Source organism: Spirosoma pomorum, from assembly GCF_054776615.1.
Map to the genome: position 1 here is coordinate 688,260 of NZ_BAAHBP010000001.1, position 19,603 is coordinate 707,862.

The following is a 19,603-nucleotide window of genomic DNA, read 5'->3' on the forward strand; positions in this document are numbered from 1 at the left end:
ACTCTTTTTTTCAGACGACGCAACCCGATCCGACAATCGTCCGTATTGGCGAATGAACCGGTTCAACTGTTCAGTTTTTCATTTCTAACGCAGTTGACACAATGTATTCATTCATCGATTCCATTCGTCTGATGGTAGTAGCTAGTACACTGACCGTTTCGCTCTTTTCTTGTCGGCAAACCGATACAGCGCCTGCGCCGGATCTGGCCATTGGCAACACGTCGCTCGGCAACGTACTGACGGCCGAATCAGGCCGAACGCTTTACTTTTTTGCTCCCGACGCCAACGGTAACGCCAATTGTACGGGAGCCTGCCGGGACACATGGCCTGTCTTCTACCAGGAAACACCCACACTAGGCGCTACCTTAAAAGCTGCTGATTTTACGACCATAACCCGGACGGACGGAGCTAAGCAGACAACCTACAAAGGCTGGCCGCTCTACTATTATAAAAACGATACAAAGGCCGGGGATGTAGCCGGGGAAAATGTCGGTAATGTCTGGTACGTAGCGAAACCTAATTACACAGTACTGATCGGCTCGGGTCAGCTCGTTGGGAAGGACGGCAAGAATTACACGAGTGATACGAAAGAAGGCACCGGCAATTCCTTGTTTTTAACGGATAGCCTCGGCGTTACGCTGTACGCTTTCGTCAATGATAAAAAGAATAAAAATAATTACACTAAAGCCGATTTTAGTAATAACCCCACCTGGCCATTGTTCGAGAAATCAGTCGGCGAGGTTCCTTCTGCGCTGAGCAAATCGGATTTCAGCGCGGTTTCGGTCTTTGGCCGTACGCAGCTTACGTATAAAGGCTGGCCGCTTTATTATTTTGGCGACGATCAATTCAAGCGGGGAACGACCAAAGGAGTCAGTTTCCCCAGACCCGGTGTCTGGCCGGTAGTTTACAAGACTACCGCAGAAGCTCCCGCTAGTTGAACAAGTATCCCTGACTTAAGTCGCGCCGATGGCTACCGCTCCGAACATGCCTCCCCTACCCGACCTGCTTGCTGGTTGCCTACGCAATCAGCGACAGAGTCAGGAACTGCTTTACCGGCAGTTTTACGGGTATGCCATGAGCGTGTGTCTGCGGTATGCGCCTACGCGCGAGAGTGCACTGGAAGTCCTGAACGACGGCTTTCTGAAGGTCTTTACCCGACTGGATCAATATGATGCTGCTCAGCCATTTAAGGCCTGGCTCCGACGAATTATGATTAACTCGGCCGTTGATCACTACCGTCAGGAGGTACGGCATCATAACCAGGATAGCCTCGAACAGGCTGAACAGCTCAGCGCATCAGATGCTGTGGATGCGTATAGCCAATTAGCCCATGAAGATTTGCTGATGTTAATTCAGCGCCTGTCGCCAGCGTATCGGCTGGTATTTAACCTGTACGTTATGGATGGATTTACGCACGAAGAAATTGCCGGGCAATTGGGAATTTCGGTAGGCGCGTCTAAATCAAATCTGGCCCGAGCACGAGAGAATCTACGCCAATTATTGAAGCAGATTAATCAAGACGAGTATGCAAGAGCTAACCGATGACCAATTGGACGGACTCTTCAGAAAGTCAGCTGAAGAGTTTGAACCCGCATTCGATGCAGCCGCCTGGCAGGCGATGCAGCAACAACTGACTGAACGTGACAAAACGCTATTCTGGGGAAAGCTATTACGTTGGAGCATTCCGGTAATCTTACTGCTCTTAGTAACGGGTAGCAGCTGGTATGTATACAGGAGCCGTCTGACGAGTTCCGGTTCCAAGGCCAGTGCGGTTCCTAAAGCATATAGCAAACCATCAGCTAAGCTACCAGGAATAGCTTCGGCTCGTGCGAATAAGCCGTCATCTGACCTGGAGTCTCCAGGCCAACCAGCATCGATCCATGCGGAGTCCAGACCGGTAACTGAAACGATTCGAACAACTCAGCAGAATCCACAAACAGACGCGGCTTTAGATGTTGAGAAAGTAAAAATCAGTCCCGCTGATGCTGAAGAAGGAAATCAGTCTGTAACTGAATTGGGTGAACAGCCTTTCGCTAAGCGCCCTTTTGGTACGTCAGTGAATCGTTCGAAACATACAGCTTATTCAAGGGGTAGTCGTAAAGGATCCAGTACGTCATCAGCTAGGCCAGCCGAGGTTACCACACTCTCCTATGCAAGCCAGCTACCGGCTGAGTCAGGCAAAAACGTAGCTGATATCCAGACGGGTAGTGTACCGGAAGCACTACTCCCTGTCGCTTTACCCGATTTAGCGACGCTAGCTGGTAAGCCCGCAACATGGCCTTCGTCGAATACCTTGTCGCAGCATGACGTTAATCAACCAACCATCAAAGCGACAGAAGTGCTCTCGTCGGTTCCGCAAAAAGGATTGAGCGTACGGTTTCTGGTAGCGCCCGATTTGAGCAGCGTTGGCTTGAAAGACTTTCAGCGCCCTGGCACGAACCTTGGTGTTTTGCTTGAATACCAGTTTGCCTCTCGCTGGCGAGTGCAGACGGGTTTGCTACGTAGCATAAAAGTGTATGAGTCGTCGGCAGCGCGCTACGAATGGGGAAGTACTACCTGGCCAGTTCAGCCAGAAAGCGTATATGGACGCTGCAACATGCTGGACATACCGCTCAATTTACGGTACGATTTCGCACTTCAGGCCAGACCCGATGGTCGCCAGAATCGCTGGTTTGTCAGCGGGGGGCTCACAACGTATGTGATGCTTCGGGAGGATTACAGCTATAAATATGCTAATCCGGACGATCCCAGGATCAACTATAAAGCCCGCGAATGGAGCACCAGCACCGGCAGCTATGGTTTTAGTCACTTAAATTTATCAGTTGGATACGAACGAGCATTCAGCAAACGTTTATCGTGGCAGGTTGAGCCCTTTCTGAAAATACCTATGAAGGGTGTCGGTTATTACAAACTTAACCTGGTAAGCACCGGAGCTTTTTTCTCGCTGCGGTACAAACTTCGCTAAGCAATCTTCAGTGCAACATCAGCTTCATTTTATACGTATCAACAACTGTAATCAAATCAATCCCATGAAGACCAATCCAACTACCGAATCGATGAACCGTGGTGAATTTTTACGTAGCCTAGGGATAAGCAGCACGGCCTTGATGGCCTTCTATTGCATGGGACCCGCTCTGACGTCGTGCTCTAAAGGCGACAACAATACACCTACGCCGGCCCCAACGCCGGGAACGACAACGAGCATTGATTTAACCTCGTCAACGGCCAGCGCGCTGAAAAATGCGGGCGGCTATATCTACCAGGGAAGTATGATCGTAGCCCGGGTTAACGGGGGTGGCTACGTAGCTTTGTCCCGAGCCTGCACGCACCAGGGAACAAACGTGGTATACCGGCTATCTCAAAATGATTTTTACTGCTCGAATCACGGCTCAGAGTTTAGCACGTCAGGAGCCGTTGAAGTTGGCCCAGCGACGCAAGCGCTCACTGTCTACAGAACATCCGTGAGTTCGGACGGGAACACGCTGACCATCACGGCTTAATCAACGGGCAGTTTCATGAAACATCTCTTTGTCATTCTCTTTGCCCTGTTAGCCACGGAATCGTCGTTACGGGCGCAGGACAGCACGGCCGTACGGCAGGACTCTGCCCAGACAGCAACCGACGCCGATGCGCTACTGGCGAGCCTGTCTGATTCAGCTGAAGCGCAGCCTTTGTTGCCCCATAAGATGATTTTCACGCAGCGTGCGTTATGGGGCAAGAAAGGGTTATTACGCACGATGAACGTCGCCCCGCTGACGCCAGAAGGACGCACCAAAGAGCTAAAGATTCGCCGGGGAATGCTGACTGCTCACCAGATTGGTGGCTTTATTACGCTGGCGAGTTTCGTGGCTCAGGGAATCCTGGGGGCTAAACTCTACAATGCTTTTGGGGAAGACTACACCCGGCTCAAGCGATTGCACGAGGGTACGGCCACGTTCATCAACGTTTCCTATGGAACGACGCTGGCCCTGTCGCTAACGACCCCACCGCCTATCGTTGGTGCCAAACGTGGCTTCACGACCATTAAACTGCACCGGTACCTGGCTGTAGTGCATCTAACGGGTATGATTGCGACGAACGTACTGGCGAACATGATCCAGACGAATCACGAACTTAAACCGTATCACCGGATAGCGGCCTATACCACATTTGGTGCATACGCAGCTTCAATCGTTGCGCTAACCTTTTAAACGTATGAAAAACTATCTTTTCTATGGCTACATCCTAGCCATTGGGCTTCTCGTTGCCTTCAAAAATCCAACGGCCAAACGTAAAATCATGGCAGATAAATCGGTATCTACCATCACCTATGCAGCAACGCACCCCCTCCACAAATGGGAAGGCGTTAGCCGGGACGTGAACTGTGCCATGACGTATAACGACGAAACTAAACTCCCCGAAAACCTGGCAGTCTCCGTCAAAGTCGCTTCGTTCGACAGCCAGAATAACAACCGGGACTCCCACGCCATAGAAGTGCTGGAAGGGATAAAGTATCCAAACGTAACCTTCGTCAGCTCCGACATCAAAGCGGGTGACAACGGAAGTCTGACGGCCAAAGGCAACCTTACCTTTCATGGCGTCACCAAACCCGTTACGTTGCAGGCAACCCGGAAAGACGCCGGCGGTAAAATGACCATTACCGGAGAGTTCCCCGTCAGCATGAGTACGTACAATATTGAACGACCTTCGCTGATGGGCGTCAAAACCGAAGATCAAATGGTACTCAAATTCAATGTCGTCTTTCCGGTTAATTAAACGAAAGACTTCCGCTAGGTAGCCATGGACCGGTTCAGGCCACGCCGGGATAGGAAGGCGCTGATAACCACCAGCACGGACGCCAGATAAAAGGGGGCTCCGGGTAGATAGACCGGGGCGGCTGGCGACGTAAAATAGGCGAACAGATTCGTCATGATGAGGGGCCCAAAAATAGAGGTCGTGCTAGTCAGGCTAGTCAACGCCCCCTGTAATTCGCCCTGTTCGTTGGCTGGTACCTGATTGGAGATGATACCCTGAATGGATGGCCCGGCGATGCCTCCCATGGCATAGACCATCATAAAGGCAAACATCATCCAGCTTTTTGTGGCGATGGCAAAGAGCAGAAAGCCAACCGCGCTGAATAGCAGACCAACATACACCGACCGCTGTTGACCCAGTTTCGGAATAATAATCCGGCTCAAGCCGCCCTGTACAATGGCAAACGAAAGACCGATGGCGGCCAGCGACAGGCCAACCGTTTTCTCGTCCCACTTGAACTTCTCCATCGAGTAGAACGTCCATGTTCCCTGCACCGCAAAGCCAGCAATATAAACCAGCACCAGTGATGCCACCATTCCGAGAATTACCGGGTATTTCCCCAGTCGCATTAGCGAGCCAATCGGGTTCGCTCGGCGCCAGTTGAACGGACGTCTGTTTTCGGGGGCAAGTGACTCTGGTAGAATGAAAAAACCGTACAGAAAATTGACCATTGTTAGGCCAGCCGCCACAAAAAACGGCACCCTCGGGCCGTATTGGCCCAAAAATCCGCCAGCGGCTGGACCCAGAATAAAGCCCACACCAAAAGCAGCCCCGATCAACCCAAAATTCTGCGCTCGCTTTTCGGGTGTACTGATGTCGGCGATGTAGGCCGTAGCGGTCGTGAAACTGGCCCCAGTCACGCCGGCCAGCAAACGGCCAACAAAAAGCCATTCGATTGTGGGGGCAAACCCCTGAAGGATATAGTCAAGCCCGAATCCGAAGAGCGAAAAAAGCAACACGGGTCGACGTCCGAAGCGGTCACTCAGTCCGCCCAGAATAGGCGAAAAAAGAAACTGCATCGCAGCATAGGAAAACGACAGCCAGCCGCCCCAGCTTGCCGCCTGACTGATGTTACCGTGGATGAGCTGCTCGATTAACTTCGGAAAAACCGGGATAATGATACCGAGCCCTGTTACGTCGATCAGCAGCGTGATAAAAATAAAGACGAGCGCCGGGGCGGTAGTGCGTTTAGCCATAAATAAAAAAAGGGGAAAAGGAGGAGGGAGGAAAGGAGAAAGGCATTTTGTTTTTGCTTCTTTCTCCTTTCCTCCCTCCTCCTTTTCTCCCTAACTATGCGTACGTATTCAGCATCACTGGCATGACCAGCATCAGAATATCTTCATTTTCTTCTTTGTCAGCCGGAATCAGCAGACCAGCCCGGTTGGGCGCCGACAGTTCCAGGCTAATCATTTTCGCACTCAGGTTACTGAGCACTTCGGCCATCAGCTTAGCGTTGAAGCCAATCTCCATGGCATCGCCGTCATAATCGCAAAGCAGCTTCTCGTTCGCTTCGTTCGAATAATCCAGATCCTCAGCGGAGATGGTCAGCGAGTTTGTTTTCAGCGACAAACGAATCTGGTGCGTCGTCCGGTTGGCGTAGATCATAATCCGCTTCAGTGAGTTCAGCAGATCGGTCCGGCCAATCGTCATGACGTTCGGATTGTTCGTCGGAATGGCGTTTTCATAATCCGGAAAACGCTCGTCGATTAGGCGACAGATCAATTGCGTTGGTCCAAACGAGAACGACGCATTTGCCTGACTGAACTCAGCCGTAACGGGAATTCCTTCTGGTAACGACGCTTTCAGCAATTGCAGAGCTTTCCGGGGGATAATGATCGACGAGCTGGCTGCAGCATTCAGATCCGTCCGACGGTAGCGAATCAGCCGGTGGCCATCCGTTGCCACGAACGTAGCGTTATCGGCGTTCATTTGCAGAAATACACCCGTCATCGCTGGGCGCAGGTCGTCGGTGCTCGTCGCGAATACGGTATTGTTGATGGCCGCGAGCAGAACCTCCGACGGCATCTCAACACCCATCGTTTTACTCACAGTCGGCAATTTCGGGAAGTCGATTGGGTTTTCGCCCGACAGTTTGTACCGGCCATTATCGGTCAGAATTTCGGTGCCGAACGTATCGGTATCGATATTTACCGTTACGGGTTGTTCGGGCAGACTACGTAACGTATCCAGTAGCAATTTCGCTGGGATAGCGATCGAACCGCTCTCGCTGGCTTCTACCGGAATCTGCGTCGTCATCGTCGTTTGTAGATCGGATGCCGTTACAGTCAGGGTTCCGCCAGTCGCATTTTCGTCAACGTCGATACGAAACAGGAAATTTTCGAGGATTGGTACGATGGGGTTCGTTGCCACCACACCATTTATATTCTGGAGGTTCTTGAGCAGGACAGAAGAAGAAACGATAAACTTCATATATCGATCGTTTGAAGGAGTGCTTATAATTTAGACTAGTTGACAAAAGTAGCAAAAAAAAGCCGAGAGACGGTGTCTTTCCACGATTCGATAAGCAGAACCTTTTGCGTTTTAATTGCCGTTATCTATCCGACGTTTAAAAAGCAGTCAGTAGCTAGCTAGTTACTGATTATCAGCCAGAATTATGGAGACAGAAATCATTAACCGGGTAGCCAACAGTGGCCTTATTACCCTGAACCTTGAAGAGTATTACGCTCCCGGCGACCGAGTTCAGTATGATCTGAAAGATAATCTGTTCATGGGGCTAATTTTGAAGGAAAAAGATTTTCGGGCCTTTCTGAAAGAACATGACTGGAATCAATATACTGGCAAACACGTAGCCATCACCTGTTCCGAAGACGCCATTATTCCGACCTGGGCCTATATGTTACTGACGCTGCAACTGCAGCCCTACGCCAGCACTGTTGTTTTCGGCACACTTACTGACCTGGAAGAGAAGTTATATTTTGACGCCATTGCCCGAATTGACGTAACCGATTATCTGGATGCTCGTGTTGTGGTGAAAGGCTGTTCGGACGTACCGGTCCCGGTAGCCGCGTACGTAGAAATTACCCGGCGGTTGCGCCCTGTTGTACAAAGTCTGTTGTTTGGCGAGCCCTGTAGCACGGTCCCATTGTATAAGCGCCCTAAGCAAGCTTAGTAAAGGATGTTTGTCCATCGAAGAACAACAGGTATACCAAGTCCTTGGTTGTTCATACCGAAAAGTTAATAATGTACCCGAACAGGAGCATTATTTCTACTTCTCTGCTTTAGCTGTCGGTGGGTCATATATATTTGGTCATGCCGTAACTCATTCATACTGTTTAGAATGAGTTACGGTCACTGCCGTACTTGACCTTACCGATATGATTTTTCTGCTCCCCACTGAGGTGCTGAGCCCAATGCCATTATGCCTATCCGTTTTGACGATTTGTCTTGGCTACTGGCTTCACTCGCCTGCCCTCCCGTTTACGCATTTCATCGACCTTACACGCCGTCAACAAAGACTGGAACGCCCCCCTTCCTCTTGGCAGTCTCAGCAACTTCTTATTCAACCAATTGATCAGCCGCAACCGCAAGACTTTATTAGCGGTCGCATCGTACTTATCACGGGCGCAGCAGGGTCTATTGGTAGTGAGTTGGTTCGCCAGGTATTGCCATACAATCCCAAGCAAGTCATTCTTATTGATCAGGCGGAGTCAGCCTTGTACACACTTGTGATGGCACTAGGTCGGGAATTTAGTAACACTGACAACATCGCAACGCAAATTGCCAACGTCAGCGACCTTAGTCGAATGCATTACGTCTTTGCTTCGTATCGCCCAGATCTTGTCTTTCACGCAGCTGCCTACAAGCACGTTCCGCTGATGGAAGCTCATCCCTACGAAGCCATTAAGGCGAATGTACTGGGTACACAGATCGTTGCCGATCTCGCCGTTCGCTTCACTGTTCAGAAATTTATTCTGATTTCTACTGACAAAGCGGTCAATCCGACTAGCGTTATGGGCGCGACCAAACGTCTGGCTGAAATGTACGTACAGGAGCTTAATCACCACTCGTCTACCCAATTCGTAGTTACGCGATTCGGCAACGTACTGGATTCCAGTGGATCGGTGATGCCGTTATTCCGGGACCAGATTGCCAATGGTGGTCCAGTCACCGTCACACATCCCCACATCACCCGCTACTTCATGACTATTCCAGAAGCCTGTCAGCTAGTACTAGAATCGGTTGTTTTAAGTCATGGAGGGGAAGTACTCGTATTTGACATGGGTAAGCCAGTCCGTATCGCCGATCTGGCTCGCCAGCTAATTCAGGATGCCGGTTTTCGAGTCAATACGGATATTAAACTGACGTTCACGGGACTACGGCCAGGCGAGAAACTACATGAAGAGATATTTCATACCGGTGAAATGGCGTATCCGACTCAGCATCCGCGCATTTATGCGGCCCGCCTAAAAGCACCAAATGGTCATCGAATTCAGCGCAAACTACGAGAGCTAGACCGGATGCTACCATACGCTGAAGAATCAACACTGATCAAATTTCTTCAACAGATTATACCCGAATACACGACTCAAAATCCGTTGTGTGTTCAGAACGATCCTGTTCTATCGGCTTATGAGCCCACGTAACACAGCCTGATACCAATTTCCTCTACATGAACGACATAACCTATTGTATCTGAACCGGTATCGGCATCCGGGAAGAAGTATCTTTCTTAGCTTAGTCTTTTCTAGTCGCTACTTTGTACAGCCATATTTTCCAGTAACTATCCGAGTCATTGATGATCTGCGCCAACACGAGTCTGTTTTGACTAGCGTTTCGGATGGGGACCGCTGAGATAAGGTATTGCCCTCCCATCTCAGCCAGCGCCGACGTATTAATCTGCAAACGCTCGACCTCTATATTCTCCGTTTTACCAAACAGGTAATTCATGCCCAACTCAGCCGTATATAGATAGGCACGGCAACCGTATGCGTCATAATACGCCCGCATTTTAGGTGTCCCTTTTGCCAGTTCTGTCGCAATGATCCGGCGGAAGGCATGCTTATAAGCCAGTGGGTAATTATTCTGATAGCTGTCCAGCGTGTAAAAACCGTTGTACTGCGCTATTGACGGGTGCATTCCCAGACAAATAACCCGGTAGTCGGATTGCGGTCGGGCAATATAGTTTCTGATTCGGGCAAACTGTCGCTCGGCGAAAAACGCCCGGTAAGACGGGTATTGCGCTTCAGTGACAGTACCTACCAATTTCCCCACGTTGATTCGCCATTCTTTGTTAGCAACGATCATCAAAACTAGTTGTCCTGCCAGCACCAGTTGGATTGTCGTCCGCTCGTTTCTGAACTGGCGCAACGCTAGCGCAAACAAGTAAAACCAGAGTGTGGGCAACATGAAGTAAAACCGGTCAAACTGAAATACCCGCAGTTTCAACCCCAACCAGCTATCGCCCAGGCCGACGACCAGGTAATGGTAAAAGCCGTGAATCAGGCAGAAAATCCCGGCCAGAATGGGCAAGCCAATCAGCCATTTCAGGGTCTGTCTGTCCTGCTTTTGATAGGCCCGCCAGGCGCCAGCCAGTGCCACCACCAGGATACCCGACGTTAGGAAAGCTCCCGTGTTGAACATTGGCCAGACGAACAAATCGGCGCTACGTCGCAGACTATCAACAATTCGCATCGACCGTAGTCGACTATAATCAAACTCGATTCGCTGTGAGATATAACGTTCGTGAACAAAGCCATAAATTAACTCCCATTCGCTCACCAGGTAAAAGACGGATAGTAAAACAAGGCCCACTACGTAACGCCACTGCACGGTCCGACGTCGGTACATCACTACGCCACCAATTCCCGCTAGTACGATGCAAATAAACAGCCCGGCCCAGACAAAAAACGAATAGAACGGAAACAGGATGATAATTAACCAATCAGTCCAGCGCGGCTTTGTTGACAGGGAAAGCAGATTTAGGAAGGCAAATAGTAACAAAGGTTGTCCGCTCACCGATGCGCCGTGAACAATGTAACCGGGTACCAGCGCAAACAGAAAAGACAGCGCTACGCGTGCCAGTTCCCAGCTGGTTTCGGGCAGGACATGCCTGCGCAATAACAGAAACATCCCCAAGAAACCGATACCGTGTACAGCAATGAAGTTGACGACCTGCGCCGTATAGGGCGGCATTAGGTAAAACGAAAGAACTTCCAGATTTAAACCCGTCCGGAAAGCTGATCGAGGAATTCCGGCTGAAGGGCCGCCACTCATTACGTTCGGGATGATCGTGTTCAGATCAAAATCAAAGGCGGTGTTTGTAATCTTCAGTAGGTATAAGTACAAAAAATCACTATCCAGGTTGTCGTGAATCGTCAGGTGAGCGCCTTCCCCGAGCCAGATATACGGTAATACATACAAACTCAATAGGGCAAGCGCAACAAACAGATAGGTCTGTTCGGAACTGGTTATTTGGGTAGACTGCCTGGCAACAAAGGATGAGCGGGACATAAGCAAACGTTGACCCGTGTACTACGTTTTGGCGGGTGGTACATTCAAGTCGATTTTGGCCACGAAAATACTGAAATTGGCCCATACCGGCAGGTAGACATTACGATCTACCTTTTTCGTAATTTTACAGCTAATTCAATTCCCTACTATGAACCTAACCCCTGCCTTGCTTCTGCTGGCGTCAATTCCAGCAACGCTAAGCGTAGCCCAGCCTCGGCCCAAAGCATCCACCTCGCTCCCTGAATATACCATCAGCCGTGCCGACGTCAAAGCACACACCTACTTTCTAGCCTCCGACGAGTTGATGGGCCGTCGGACTGGCGAAGCCGGAAACCGCGTAGCTGCCCGATATATTGCCGAGCAATTTCGGCTCTACGGTCTCAAGACACCGCCGGGTCAGGAAGGATACATGCAAGTGATTCCGTTCGAAAAAATCAAAGCGGCCAGTTATGCCACATTGCTGGTCGGGTCCGACACGTTGAAACTGGGGAAAGAGCTGGTTGTGATGGCAGGTAATCCCACCAACGTAACAGGCGAAGTGGTTTACGTTGGCTACGGCCTGACTGATGGTGAAGATGGCTACAAAGGTCGTGATCTGAAAGGTCGCATTGTTGTAGCACAGGGGGGATCGCCGGATGCCAAAAGCCCACGCGAGATTTTTACAGCCGCCGAAGCTAAACGTAAACTAGCGACAGAGAAAGGCGTTGCTGCACTCATTGAACTCTACAGCGAGTCGATTCCCTGGGGTTTTGTCAACCAATATTTCAACCGGGAGCAGATCACCGCTGCTATGCCCGCCGGGCCAAACGCACCCGCTCATCTATGGATCAATAACGCCAATAACAAGTACAAGCAACTGAAAGAAGCGGGGCAGACCGTTACGTTGCGTACGTCGGGGCGCGAAAAAGTAGCTGCCCCCTCGGCGAACGTAGCGGGTATTGTTGAAGGCACTGACCCCAAATTAAAAGATGAATACGTCATTCTATCAGCGCACTACGATCACGTTGGTGTTGGCAAGCAAGGCGGCAGCGCCTATGAGCCCAGTGATAGTATTTTCAACGGAGCGCGAGATAACGCCTTTGGTACGGTAGCGATTCTGGAAGCAGCAAAGGCATTAGCGCAGCAACGCCCGAAGCGATCGGTGCTGGTTGTGGCTTTAACGGGCGAAGAAGTAGGCTTGCTGGGCAGTCGCTACTACGCTGAACATCCGCTGGTACCACTAAAACAAACTGTTTTTGATTTGAATACCGACGGAGCTGGCTACAATGACACAACCATCGTTTCAGTGATCGGTCTGGAACGTACCGGCGCCAAAGCCGAAATTGAAGCGGGAGCCAAAGCGTTTGGGTTGAATATCTTCGCGGAACCAGCTCCCGAACAGGGTCTATTTGATCGGTCGGACAACGTAGCGTTTGCGGCAAAAGGTATTCCGGCTCCGACATTCTCGCCCGGCTTCAAGACGTTTGATGACGCCATTGGAAAGTATTACCACCAGGCGATCGACAACCCTGAATCGTTGAATTACAATTACGTACAGCGATTCTGTCAGGCATTCGCTCACACAGCCCGTCTGATTGCCAATCGGACCAGTCGGCCACAGTGGATAACTGGTGATAAGTATGAAGCGGCCGGGAAGGCGCTTTACGGCCAATAAACCATTCAGCCGCTCACCAGTCCGTTTGTGGCGGCCGGTGAGCGGCTGATTAAGTAAAGCCGCACCAGTAAACTAATCACTTATCCCCTACGTTAATTACTCTATAACGACTCTGCTATGCTGCTCAAATATCTGTTCATCATTACGCTCATCATCCTGTTTGTACCGCCCGTTCGCCGGTTCGTGTTCTACTTGCTTGTTGGACGTCAATTGGTTAATGAGCAGAAGCAACAGAATATCAAAAATCAGCGTCGGGAAGGTGATGTCCGGGTAGACCGTCAACCTGGCAAAGGCTCTGACCAGCGCTACAAGGGTGGTGAATACGTTGACTACGAAGAGGTCAAGTAATCAGAAATCGTCTTTATACTTTACGGCCAGTCCGGTCATTACGTAGCCGTTCTCGGACGTACTCGTAAAATACGTGTATTTTACTGCGACCAGGGCATCCGCCCCAAGCCGGTCAGCCTGAGTAGCTAGTCGGCTTAAGAGCACCTGTTTCTGCTCAACGTTATTGCCTCGACTCAGCATCATTCCGTTTTTCGACTGGCGATCTGCCAGCGGTACCTCCTGGCGCATCTGCAACTCCTGTAGAGGCAGATACGGCCGCGTTGGCCGGTCATCACCGTAGAAGACATCCACCGCGTACTTCCCCCATTTCTTACTGCTTATGGGAATTGCCGATTGAAAGCAGCTCGTCAGCACACTCATTACTACGAAAAGAAGACCTGCTTTTCTCATGCTGCATTGTTTTTTAAGCCAGTAGTTCAGCAACCACGCGTGGGTAATGCTGGTGCTCCAGCACCTGTACTTTCCGGGCAACGTCTTCCGGCGAATCAGACGGCGTCACGGGGCAACTAGCTTGAAAAATAACCTGTCCTTCATCGTAGTGTTCATTCACGTAATGAATGGTAATGCCGGATTCTTTCTCGCCAGCGGCCACAACGGCTTCGTGCACGAAATGTCCGTACATACCTTTTCCCCCAAATTTGGGTAACAAGGCCGGATGAATGTTAACAATTTTGTCCGGAAACGCCTGTACCAGCCCAGCGGGCATAAGCCACATGAATCCAGCCAGCACGATCAGGTCTATTTTCTGATCCAGGAGAAGCTGCGTAATGCGGTCCGTTTCATAAAATGTCTTCCGGTCAAACAACAGGACCGGCACGTGTTGTCCGCAATCAAATCCACGACGCGCCCGGTCAATTACGCCTGCTTTGGGATTGTTGGACAGAATGAGCGAGATCGTAATAGTGGACTGATTGGCCAGATAAGCAGCAATTTTTTCGGCGTTACTACCGGAGCCAGAAGCAAACAAAGCAATTCGTTTCACGGGTAATTCAGGAATCGTGGAAGCAGGCAAAGAGACTGGTCCGAACGATTCTGCGGATCAGCAACGCCTGTCGATTCGGGCGAAATTACAACTTTTACCTATTTTTGTGGGTACCTGACCGAATCCGATGCTGTCAACTCACCAACTTACGTTTGCGTACGGCCCTACCAAACAGTTTGCTTTTCCTGATGTTCACTGCGCCAACCGCGAAGCGCTGCTGATTCTGGGCCGGTCAGGCACGGGTAAAACAACCTTTCTTCACCTGCTGGCCCTATTACTCCGCCCCAACAGTGGTTCTGTTACCATCAACCAGACCGACCTGACGCAACTCAGTGCAGCCGAAACGGCGGCCTTTCGCGCCAAGCACGTAGGGATTGTTTACCAGAAACCCCATTTTGTCAGTTCTTTATCCGTCATGGACAATCTGCTGATGGCCAATTATCTGGCCAGCAAACCGCAGGACCGCGAACGAGCTCGCAGTCTGGCGCAGCAACTGGGCTTTGCGGATCACCTCGATAAGCGGACGCACCAGCTTAGCCAGGGAGAGCAGCAGCGGGTTAGCATTGCCCGTTCGGTAATGAACCAACCGGATCTTATCCTGGCCGATGAACCAACATCCAGCCTTGACGATGAAAACACGAATCGAGTCATCAAGCTGCTTACCGAACAATCCGAGCAGATTGGCGCTAGTCTGGTAGTAGTCACGCACGACCAGCGCCTAAAAGATGTTTTTCCGAATCGTGTTAACCTCTGACCGGCTCACGCTATGAAACAACTCATTTTCCTTTTTCTGCTGGTTCCGATGCTCTCACTGGCACAGAACCGCAAAAAGAAAGATTACCTGGTTACGCTCCAGACCGACTATGGCCCCGTCCGTATGGTACTGTACGATCAGACGCCCAAGCATAAAGAAAATTTCATCAAGCTTGTTAACGACAAGTTCTACGATAGTCTCCTGTTCCACCGGGTTATCACGGCTTTTATGATCCAGGGGGGTGACCCCAAATCTAAGCAAGTGAAAGCTGGCGAGCCGCTTGGCAGCGGTGACATTGGCTACCGGATACCGGCCGAATTTGTGCCGACACTCTTTCACAAAAAAGGTGCTCTGGCAGCCGCTCGTGACAATAATCCAGAGAAGGCTTCCAGCGGTTGTCAGTTTTACGTCGTGCAAGGTAAGATCTGGGACGATGCAGGCCTACAAAAGCAGATCGAGCGTATTCAAAGCCTGAAGGGGCACGTACCCACACCCGAGCAACAACAGGTTTACAAAACCCTCGGCGGAACGCCCCACCTCGACGGCAACTACACCGTTTTTGGTGAAGTCATCGATGGACTGGCTGTTGTCGACAGCATTGCCAAACAACCCCGCGACGCGCAGGACCGTCCGAAGAAAGACATTCGAATGAGTATGACGGGTGACTGGGTCCGGAAAAAGAAAATCACCAAGCAGTTCAACTATCAATACAAGTAGGTTATACACGAACCAGAATATGAAAAAACGGATTCTTCTTACCGGCTCAAATGGGCTCCTAGGTCAGAAATTAGTTGATCTACTTATTCAGCAACCCACTATTGAGCTTACGGCGACCGCCCGAGGTGACAATCGTCTCCCTTATTCGGAAGGTTACACCTACGAGTCGATGGACATTACCGACCGGCAACAGGTACTTGATGTAATCAGCAAAGTGCGTCCGGACGCAGTTATCCACACGGCCGCCATGACCGACGTGGATAAGTGTGAACTACAGAAAGATGCCGCTTGGGCGCAAAACGTCCAGGCGGTGGAATATCTGGTTGAAGCCTGTGGTAACACGAATGCTTTTCTGCTGCACGTATCGACCGACTTTATCTTCGATGGTACGGCCGGGCCTTATGACGAAACCGCTGAAGGCAATCCAATTAGCTTCTACGGCTGGAGCAAATACGCGGCTGAGAAAGTAGTTACTCATTCGAATCTACGCTGGGCCATCGCCCGTACGATGCTGGTGTACGGTATCGCTCACGATATGAGCCGCAGCAACATCATTTTGTGGGTGAAGAAATCGCTGGAGGACGGCAAGAACATCAAAGTTGTTACTGACCAGTGGCGTAGCCCAACGCTGGCCGAAGACCTGGCCATGGGTTGCTACTTGATCGCGGATAAGGAAGCGGAGGGTATTTTCAACATTTCTGGGAAAGGAGTCCTGACCCCTTATGAAATGGCGATCAAAACAGCCGATTATTTTGGCCTGGATAAATCCCTTATTGCCCAGGCCGATGCGTCGACATTTACGCAGACAGCCCGTCGTCCACCCCGTACCGGTTTTACGCTGGATAAGGCTCAGCGCGAACTAGGCTACGATCCGCATACGTTCGAAGAAGGTATCGCTGTGCTGGCGGGTCAGTTACAGCAGCCGGCATGATTCTGTCCGTAAAAGTGAAGCCCGGCAGCAAAGTAGATCAGCTATTCTACGATGCTGCCGGGCTTCTTAACGTTAAAATCAAAGCGCCCGCGCAGGAGGGCAAGGCGAATGCTTATTTAGTCGAGTTTCTGGCCAAACGACTAGGCGTAGCCAAGGCGAACGTAACAGTCGTGGCAGGCTTCACCAATCCGCATAAGCGGATCGAGCTAGACGTATCGACTCAAGCATGTGAGCGTTTTCTGGCAACAATTGACCGAACGTAAAACGGACCTGCAATCGTTGTCGAGAGACTAGTTGTTGTCTACACAGCTTCGATTGGCTCCTCATTTCTGACGGCCGACTCCCGGCGCGGAATGTAATGCCGGAAGAAGCTACTAATTTTCATTTGTAGCACGCCCAAAATAGCTTCCTTGAAGATTTTCGATGACATCTTCGAAACCCCTCTCGTGCGATCCGTGAAGATGATGGGAACTTCAGTGATGCGGAAGCCGTATTTCCAGCAGGTAAATTTCATCTCGATCTGGAAAGCATACCCCACGAACTTGATCGGGTTGTGCAGGATTACCTCCAGCACCTCGGCCCGGTAGCAAACAAAGCCCGCCGTCGGGTCCATAACTGGCATCCCCGTAACAAAGCGAACATACACCCCAGCAAAATACGACATCAGTACCCGCCCCATTGGCCAGTTCACTACATTGACCCCACGGATGTAACGTGATCCAACCGCAATGTCGGCCCGGTCCGGACCAGCGTCGGCGCAGGCGTGGTACAGTTTAACGAGATCATTCGGATTGTGCGAGAAGTCAGCATCCATCTCGAACAGATACTGATAACCCCGTGCGAGCGCCCATTTGAAGCCATCAATATAGGCGGTGCCCAGTCCTAATTTCCCCCGACGCTCGAGCAGATGCAACCGGTTTATAGTTCCGTTTGCCGGGTATTCTTCTTGCAACTCCCGAACCCGGCGGGCGGTTCCGTCCGGCGAGCCGTCGTCAACAATTAGTACGTCGAACGGCTCCACAAGACTAAACACCTTACGGATGATTGCTTCGATATTCTCAATCTCGTTGTATGTCGGAATAACGACCAGGCGCTCTTTCACAGGCTTTCCGATAAGTTAGTGAGGTATTATTTGTAGAACAGATACGAGTGCACCTTTTGTACAAATAAACCATTAAAAATTGTTAATCACGGATTTTCCGGCCAGTTCGGTAGCCAGTTTTCTGGCTTTTCCGATACAATCAGACAGGGAAATTCCACCATACCAGTTCGCACAAACGAACAGATCATCTTTTTCAGCCTGTTTTACCCAGGGCTTGACGGCACTGATCTTGGCGTCATACTGCGGAATGGCTCGTTCCCAACGCGTAATCGTCCGATGAACGGGCGTCGACGCACAAACCCCGAAGCCAGTTTCCAATTCCTGCTGCACACCTTTTGCAATCTCCTCGTCGGATAGCCGGGCGTTCTCTGGGCTCTGCTGACCACCCACGAATGTTGTGATCAGAACTTCGTCATCAGCACAACGTCCGTCGAATACCGAACTACTCCAGATATGACCAGCGGCAAACCGATTTTCTTTCTTCGGGTTGAGCCCGCCGAATCCGTTGAGCGGGTGCATTACGTCAGTCCGTTTGAATACCGAGTGTACCGCCGTCATAGGAGGATACGCAATCTGACGCAAAGCTGTGGCAAAGCCATCCTGATAACTAGTCACCAACCGGGCAGCTGCATCGGTTCCAACAGCCAGAACAAGCTGATCGACCGTTACGGTACCCGATGTACTCTCTACCTGCCAGCCAGACGACGTATGACTGATTTGTCGAACAGGGTTGTTTAAAGACAGATTCGTCAGCTGCTTAGCCAAAGCCAGCGGTAACGCCTGCATGCCTTCCCGAAAACTGAACGATTTCTTTCTGGCTCCCCCCTGCTGTTTTATGAAGCCGCGTAGTACAGACCCGTACTCTTTTTCGAATACCAATAGACTCGGGAATGTTTCCGCCACCAGCAGTTGCTCGGGATCTCCGGCGTAAATACCCGCGACAAAAGGGCCCAGCGCGTAATCGACGATTTCGTCGGAAAAGCGACGCCGGAAAAACTGACCTAGCGTTTCACCGGGAGGTGACAGCGTCCGGTTGTTACGTTCGCGCCAGATCGCCAGTTTGGTCTTCCAGCTAAAGAAACTCCCAAACAGTAGCGATAACGGTCCCGAAGGCAGCGTGCGATACTGGCCATCACGAAATATGTAGCGGGCTTTACTAACGGGTTTGCTGAATGTTAGTTCGGCCGTCAGGCCCAGCTCGTCCAGCCAGTTTAGTAATGCCTCGTCTCCCAATAACGAGTTAGGACCCAATTCCCGTAAATACGTCCGGCCATTCTCTGGCCCGGCTTCCCGGCGCGACTGAATATAACCACCGGGCTGATCAGATGCTTCCCAAAGGTGATAATCGATTCCGAGTTTTTGCAGTTCATAAGCTAGTGTCAGCCCAGAAATTCCTGCACCAATAATGCCTATACTCATGACTTGGTCGGTTTTCTAGCCTGGTCGAGCTTCTTTTGCAACCTTGCCGTAATTACTTTGTACACAGCCTCCATCTCGCGGGGATGTGTCGAGTAATACCGATAACTGGCGTTATACCGGGCCGTGTCAAGCTTGTACTTCTGGAAAATCTGCTTTTCCAGGCGCATATACACGATGTTGGACGAGTCCTGCGACCGGAGCCCCATCTGACCAACCCGTGCTTCGGCCAGGTGAATATCAGTGAGCACATTGACCATGGTTTCTTCGGGCAACAGATTGTCGGGTTTGGTATCGTCGACGCCGGAACAAGCCTTCATCAACCACACGCCCAGCAGTGCAATGAATAAGACGCCAGCGTTGAATACGTGTCGAAGCATAGGTTTATATCGTAATTTTGTAAGCTGCTCCCGCCCGGCAAAGTTCGGGATTGG

22 protein-coding genes are annotated in these 19,603 nt (G+C 50.8%); 14 read left to right on the forward strand and 8 right to left on the reverse strand.

The window, feature by feature from the left end; all coding sequences use genetic code 11:
• Positions 1-101: 101 nt before the first annotated feature.
• The 6 genes from ACYVAD_RS02895 to ACYVAD_RS02920 all read left to right on the forward strand — a co-directional run bounded on the left by ACYVAD_RS02895 (position 102) and on the right by ACYVAD_RS02920 (position 4,755).
• Complete coding sequence (locus ACYVAD_RS02895) at positions 102-938, forward strand: hypothetical protein (RefSeq protein ID WP_461137953.1); 837 nt, start codon at positions 102-104, stop codon at positions 936-938.
• Between the two features lie 28 nt (positions 939-966).
• On the forward strand, positions 967-1,545 hold the full coding sequence (locus tag ACYVAD_RS02900) for an RNA polymerase sigma factor (RefSeq protein ID WP_461137954.1): 579 nt from the start codon (positions 967-969) through the stop codon (positions 1,543-1,545).
• A complete protein-coding gene (locus tag ACYVAD_RS02905; RefSeq protein ID WP_461137955.1) occupies positions 1,526-2,965 on the forward strand; it encodes a porin family protein in 1,440 nt (479 codons plus the stop codon). Before ACYVAD_RS02900 ends, ACYVAD_RS02905 begins: the two co-directional genes overlap by 20 nt.
• A gap of 64 nt (positions 2,966-3,029) precedes the next feature.
• Entirely contained in the window at positions 3,030-3,500 is a 471-nt protein-coding gene (locus tag ACYVAD_RS02910) for a QcrA and Rieske domain-containing protein (RefSeq protein ID WP_461137956.1), read from the forward strand.
• Between the two features lie 15 nt (positions 3,501-3,515).
• The gene (locus ACYVAD_RS02915) at positions 3,516-4,190 is read left to right on the forward strand and encodes a hypothetical protein (RefSeq protein ID WP_461137957.1); all 675 of its coding nucleotides are present in this window, start codon (positions 3,516-3,518) and stop codon (positions 4,188-4,190) included.
• 4 nt (positions 4,191-4,194) lie between these two features.
• Positions 4,195-4,755 (forward strand): YceI family protein, encoded by a 561-nt coding sequence (locus ACYVAD_RS02920; RefSeq protein WP_461137958.1) that lies wholly within the window; start codon positions 4,195-4,197, stop codon positions 4,753-4,755.
• Positions 4,756-4,769: 14 nt separating this feature from the next.
• On the opposite strand, the gene ACYVAD_RS02925 is transcribed toward ACYVAD_RS02920, so the two are convergent.
• Both ACYVAD_RS02925 and dnaN read right to left on the reverse strand, forming a co-directional pair.
• Positions 4,770-5,990: a TCR/Tet family MFS transporter gene (locus tag ACYVAD_RS02925; protein ID WP_461137959.1), complete on the reverse strand. Its 1,221-nt coding sequence runs from the start codon at positions 5,988-5,990 to the stop codon at positions 4,770-4,772.
• 94 nt (positions 5,991-6,084) lie between these two features.
• Positions 6,085-7,224, reverse strand: a complete 1,140-nt coding sequence (dnaN, locus tag ACYVAD_RS02930; protein ID WP_461137960.1) for a DNA polymerase III subunit beta — start codon at positions 7,222-7,224, stop codon at positions 6,085-6,087.
• Positions 7,225-7,408: 184 nt separating this feature from the next.
• Here dnaN and ACYVAD_RS02935 point away from each other — a divergent pair, with 184 nt between their 5' ends.
• Both ACYVAD_RS02935 and ACYVAD_RS02940 read left to right on the forward strand, forming a co-directional pair.
• Positions 7,409-7,924: a DUF2480 family protein gene (locus tag ACYVAD_RS02935; protein WP_461137961.1), complete on the forward strand. Its 516-nt coding sequence runs from the start codon at positions 7,409-7,411 to the stop codon at positions 7,922-7,924.
• A gap of 205 nt (positions 7,925-8,129) precedes the next feature.
• Entirely contained in the window at positions 8,130-9,398 is a 1,269-nt protein-coding gene (locus ACYVAD_RS02940; protein ID WP_461137962.1) for a UDP-N-acetylglucosamine 4,6-dehydratase family protein, read from the forward strand.
• A 91-nt stretch (positions 9,399-9,489) separates the two neighbouring features.
• Here ACYVAD_RS02940 and ACYVAD_RS02945 read toward each other — a convergent pair whose 3' ends face one another.
• Positions 9,490-11,265 carry a DUF6044 family protein gene (locus ACYVAD_RS02945; RefSeq protein ID WP_461137963.1) on the reverse strand — a complete coding sequence of 592 codons (1,776 nt, stop codon included), beginning with the start codon at positions 11,263-11,265 and terminating at the stop codon, positions 9,490-9,492.
• Between the two features lie 148 nt (positions 11,266-11,413).
• Here ACYVAD_RS02945 and ACYVAD_RS02950 point away from each other — a divergent pair, with 148 nt between their 5' ends.
• A complete protein-coding gene (locus ACYVAD_RS02950) occupies positions 11,414-12,919 on the forward strand; it encodes a M20/M25/M40 family metallo-hydrolase (protein WP_461137964.1) in 1,506 nt (501 codons plus the stop codon).
• A 117-nt stretch (positions 12,920-13,036) separates the two neighbouring features.
• The gene (locus ACYVAD_RS02955) at positions 13,037-13,267 is read left to right on the forward strand and encodes a DUF4834 domain-containing protein (protein ID WP_461137965.1); all 231 of its coding nucleotides are present in this window, start codon (positions 13,037-13,039) and stop codon (positions 13,265-13,267) included.
• On the opposite strand, the gene ACYVAD_RS02960 is transcribed toward ACYVAD_RS02955, so the two are convergent.
• Together ACYVAD_RS02960 and purN are read right to left on the reverse strand one after the other, a co-directional pair.
• The gene (locus ACYVAD_RS02960) at positions 13,268-13,657 is read right to left on the reverse strand and encodes a hypothetical protein (RefSeq protein ID WP_461137966.1); all 390 of its coding nucleotides are present in this window, start codon (positions 13,655-13,657) and stop codon (positions 13,268-13,270) included.
• A 13-nt stretch (positions 13,658-13,670) separates the two neighbouring features.
• Positions 13,671-14,249 (reverse strand): phosphoribosylglycinamide formyltransferase, encoded by a 579-nt coding sequence (gene purN / locus ACYVAD_RS02965; protein ID WP_461137967.1) that lies wholly within the window; start codon positions 14,247-14,249, stop codon positions 13,671-13,673.
• 127 nt (positions 14,250-14,376) lie between these two features.
• On the opposite strand from purN, the gene ACYVAD_RS02970 reads away from it, so the two are divergent.
• Genes ACYVAD_RS02970 through ACYVAD_RS02985 form a run of 4 tightly spaced genes read left to right on the forward strand, consistent with a single transcriptional unit; the run spans position 14,377 to position 16,914 of the window.
• Positions 14,377-15,003 (forward strand): ABC transporter ATP-binding protein, encoded by a 627-nt coding sequence (locus ACYVAD_RS02970; protein ID WP_461137968.1) that lies wholly within the window; start codon positions 14,377-14,379, stop codon positions 15,001-15,003.
• A gap of 12 nt (positions 15,004-15,015) precedes the next feature.
• Positions 15,016-15,720, forward strand: coding sequence for a peptidylprolyl isomerase (locus ACYVAD_RS02975; protein WP_461137969.1), 705 nt, complete (start codon positions 15,016-15,018; stop codon positions 15,718-15,720).
• A gap of 19 nt (positions 15,721-15,739) precedes the next feature.
• The gene (locus ACYVAD_RS02980) at positions 15,740-16,651 is read left to right on the forward strand and encodes an SDR family oxidoreductase (RefSeq protein WP_461137970.1); all 912 of its coding nucleotides are present in this window, start codon (positions 15,740-15,742) and stop codon (positions 16,649-16,651) included.
• Positions 16,648-16,914: a DUF167 domain-containing protein gene (locus ACYVAD_RS02985; protein WP_461137971.1), complete on the forward strand. Its 267-nt coding sequence runs from the start codon at positions 16,648-16,650 to the stop codon at positions 16,912-16,914. The genes ACYVAD_RS02980 and ACYVAD_RS02985 overlap by 4 nt, the downstream gene beginning before the upstream one ends.
• A 38-nt stretch (positions 16,915-16,952) precedes the next feature.
• Here the strand turns inward: ACYVAD_RS02985 and ACYVAD_RS02990 are convergent, their stop codons facing one another.
• The 3 genes from ACYVAD_RS02990 to ACYVAD_RS03000 all read right to left on the reverse strand — a co-directional run bounded on the left by ACYVAD_RS02990 (position 16,953) and on the right by ACYVAD_RS03000 (position 19,549).
• Positions 16,953-17,753 carry a polyprenol monophosphomannose synthase gene (locus ACYVAD_RS02990; RefSeq protein ID WP_461137972.1) on the reverse strand — a complete coding sequence of 267 codons (801 nt, stop codon included), beginning with the start codon at positions 17,751-17,753 and terminating at the stop codon, positions 16,953-16,955.
• 72 nt (positions 17,754-17,825) lie between these two features.
• The gene (gene hemG, locus ACYVAD_RS02995; RefSeq protein WP_461137973.1) at positions 17,826-19,172 is read right to left on the reverse strand and encodes a protoporphyrinogen oxidase; all 1,347 of its coding nucleotides are present in this window, start codon (positions 19,170-19,172) and stop codon (positions 17,826-17,828) included.
• The gene (locus tag ACYVAD_RS03000; RefSeq protein WP_461137974.1) at positions 19,169-19,549 is read right to left on the reverse strand and encodes a DUF4296 domain-containing protein; all 381 of its coding nucleotides are present in this window, start codon (positions 19,547-19,549) and stop codon (positions 19,169-19,171) included. Before ACYVAD_RS03000 ends, hemG begins: the two co-directional genes overlap by 4 nt.
• Positions 19,550-19,603 lie beyond the last annotated feature (54 nt).

Bases quoted from the DNA above. Each gene is read 5' to 3' on its own strand.
- ACYVAD_RS02895 (WP_461137953.1), top strand. From the start codon at position 102: ATGTATTCATTCATCGATTCCATTCGTCTGATGGTAGTAGCTAGTACA.
- ACYVAD_RS02900 (WP_461137954.1), top strand. From the start codon at position 967: ATGGCTACCGCTCCGAACATGCCTCCCCTACCCGACCTGCTTGCTGGT.
- ACYVAD_RS02905 (WP_461137955.1), top strand. From the start codon at position 1,526: ATGCAAGAGCTAACCGATGACCAATTGGACGGACTCTTCAGAAAGTCA.
- ACYVAD_RS02910 (WP_461137956.1), top strand. From the start codon at position 3,030: ATGAAGACCAATCCAACTACCGAATCGATGAACCGTGGTGAATTTTTA.
- ACYVAD_RS02915 (WP_461137957.1), top strand. From the start codon at position 3,516: ATGAAACATCTCTTTGTCATTCTCTTTGCCCTGTTAGCCACGGAATCG.
- ACYVAD_RS02920 (WP_461137958.1), top strand. From the start codon at position 4,195: ATGAAAAACTATCTTTTCTATGGCTACATCCTAGCCATTGGGCTTCTC.
- ACYVAD_RS02925 (WP_461137959.1), bottom strand. From the start codon at position 5,990: ATGGCTAAACGCACTACCGCCCCGGCGCTCGTCTTTATTTTTATCACG.
- dnaN (WP_461137960.1), bottom strand. From the start codon at position 7,224: ATGAAGTTTATCGTTTCTTCTTCTGTCCTGCTCAAGAACCTCCAGAAT.
- ACYVAD_RS02935 (WP_461137961.1), top strand. From the start codon at position 7,409: ATGGAGACAGAAATCATTAACCGGGTAGCCAACAGTGGCCTTATTACC.
- ACYVAD_RS02940 (WP_461137962.1), top strand. From the start codon at position 8,130: ATGATTTTTCTGCTCCCCACTGAGGTGCTGAGCCCAATGCCATTATGC.
- ACYVAD_RS02945 (WP_461137963.1), bottom strand. From the start codon at position 11,265: ATGTCCCGCTCATCCTTTGTTGCCAGGCAGTCTACCCAAATAACCAGT.
- ACYVAD_RS02950 (WP_461137964.1), top strand. From the start codon at position 11,414: ATGAACCTAACCCCTGCCTTGCTTCTGCTGGCGTCAATTCCAGCAACG.
- ACYVAD_RS02955 (WP_461137965.1), top strand. From the start codon at position 13,037: ATGCTGCTCAAATATCTGTTCATCATTACGCTCATCATCCTGTTTGTA.
- ACYVAD_RS02960 (WP_461137966.1), bottom strand. From the start codon at position 13,657: ATGAGAAAAGCAGGTCTTCTTTTCGTAGTAATGAGTGTGCTGACGAGC.
- ACYVAD_RS02970 (WP_461137968.1), top strand. From the start codon at position 14,377: ATGCTGTCAACTCACCAACTTACGTTTGCGTACGGCCCTACCAAACAG.
- ACYVAD_RS02975 (WP_461137969.1), top strand. From the start codon at position 15,016: ATGAAACAACTCATTTTCCTTTTTCTGCTGGTTCCGATGCTCTCACTG.
- ACYVAD_RS02980 (WP_461137970.1), top strand. From the start codon at position 15,740: ATGAAAAAACGGATTCTTCTTACCGGCTCAAATGGGCTCCTAGGTCAG.
- ACYVAD_RS02985 (WP_461137971.1), top strand. From the start codon at position 16,648: ATGATTCTGTCCGTAAAAGTGAAGCCCGGCAGCAAAGTAGATCAGCTA.
- hemG (WP_461137973.1), bottom strand. From the start codon at position 19,172: ATGAGTATAGGCATTATTGGTGCAGGAATTTCTGGGCTGACACTAGCT.
- ACYVAD_RS03000 (WP_461137974.1), bottom strand. From the start codon at position 19,549: ATGCTTCGACACGTATTCAACGCTGGCGTCTTATTCATTGCACTGCTG.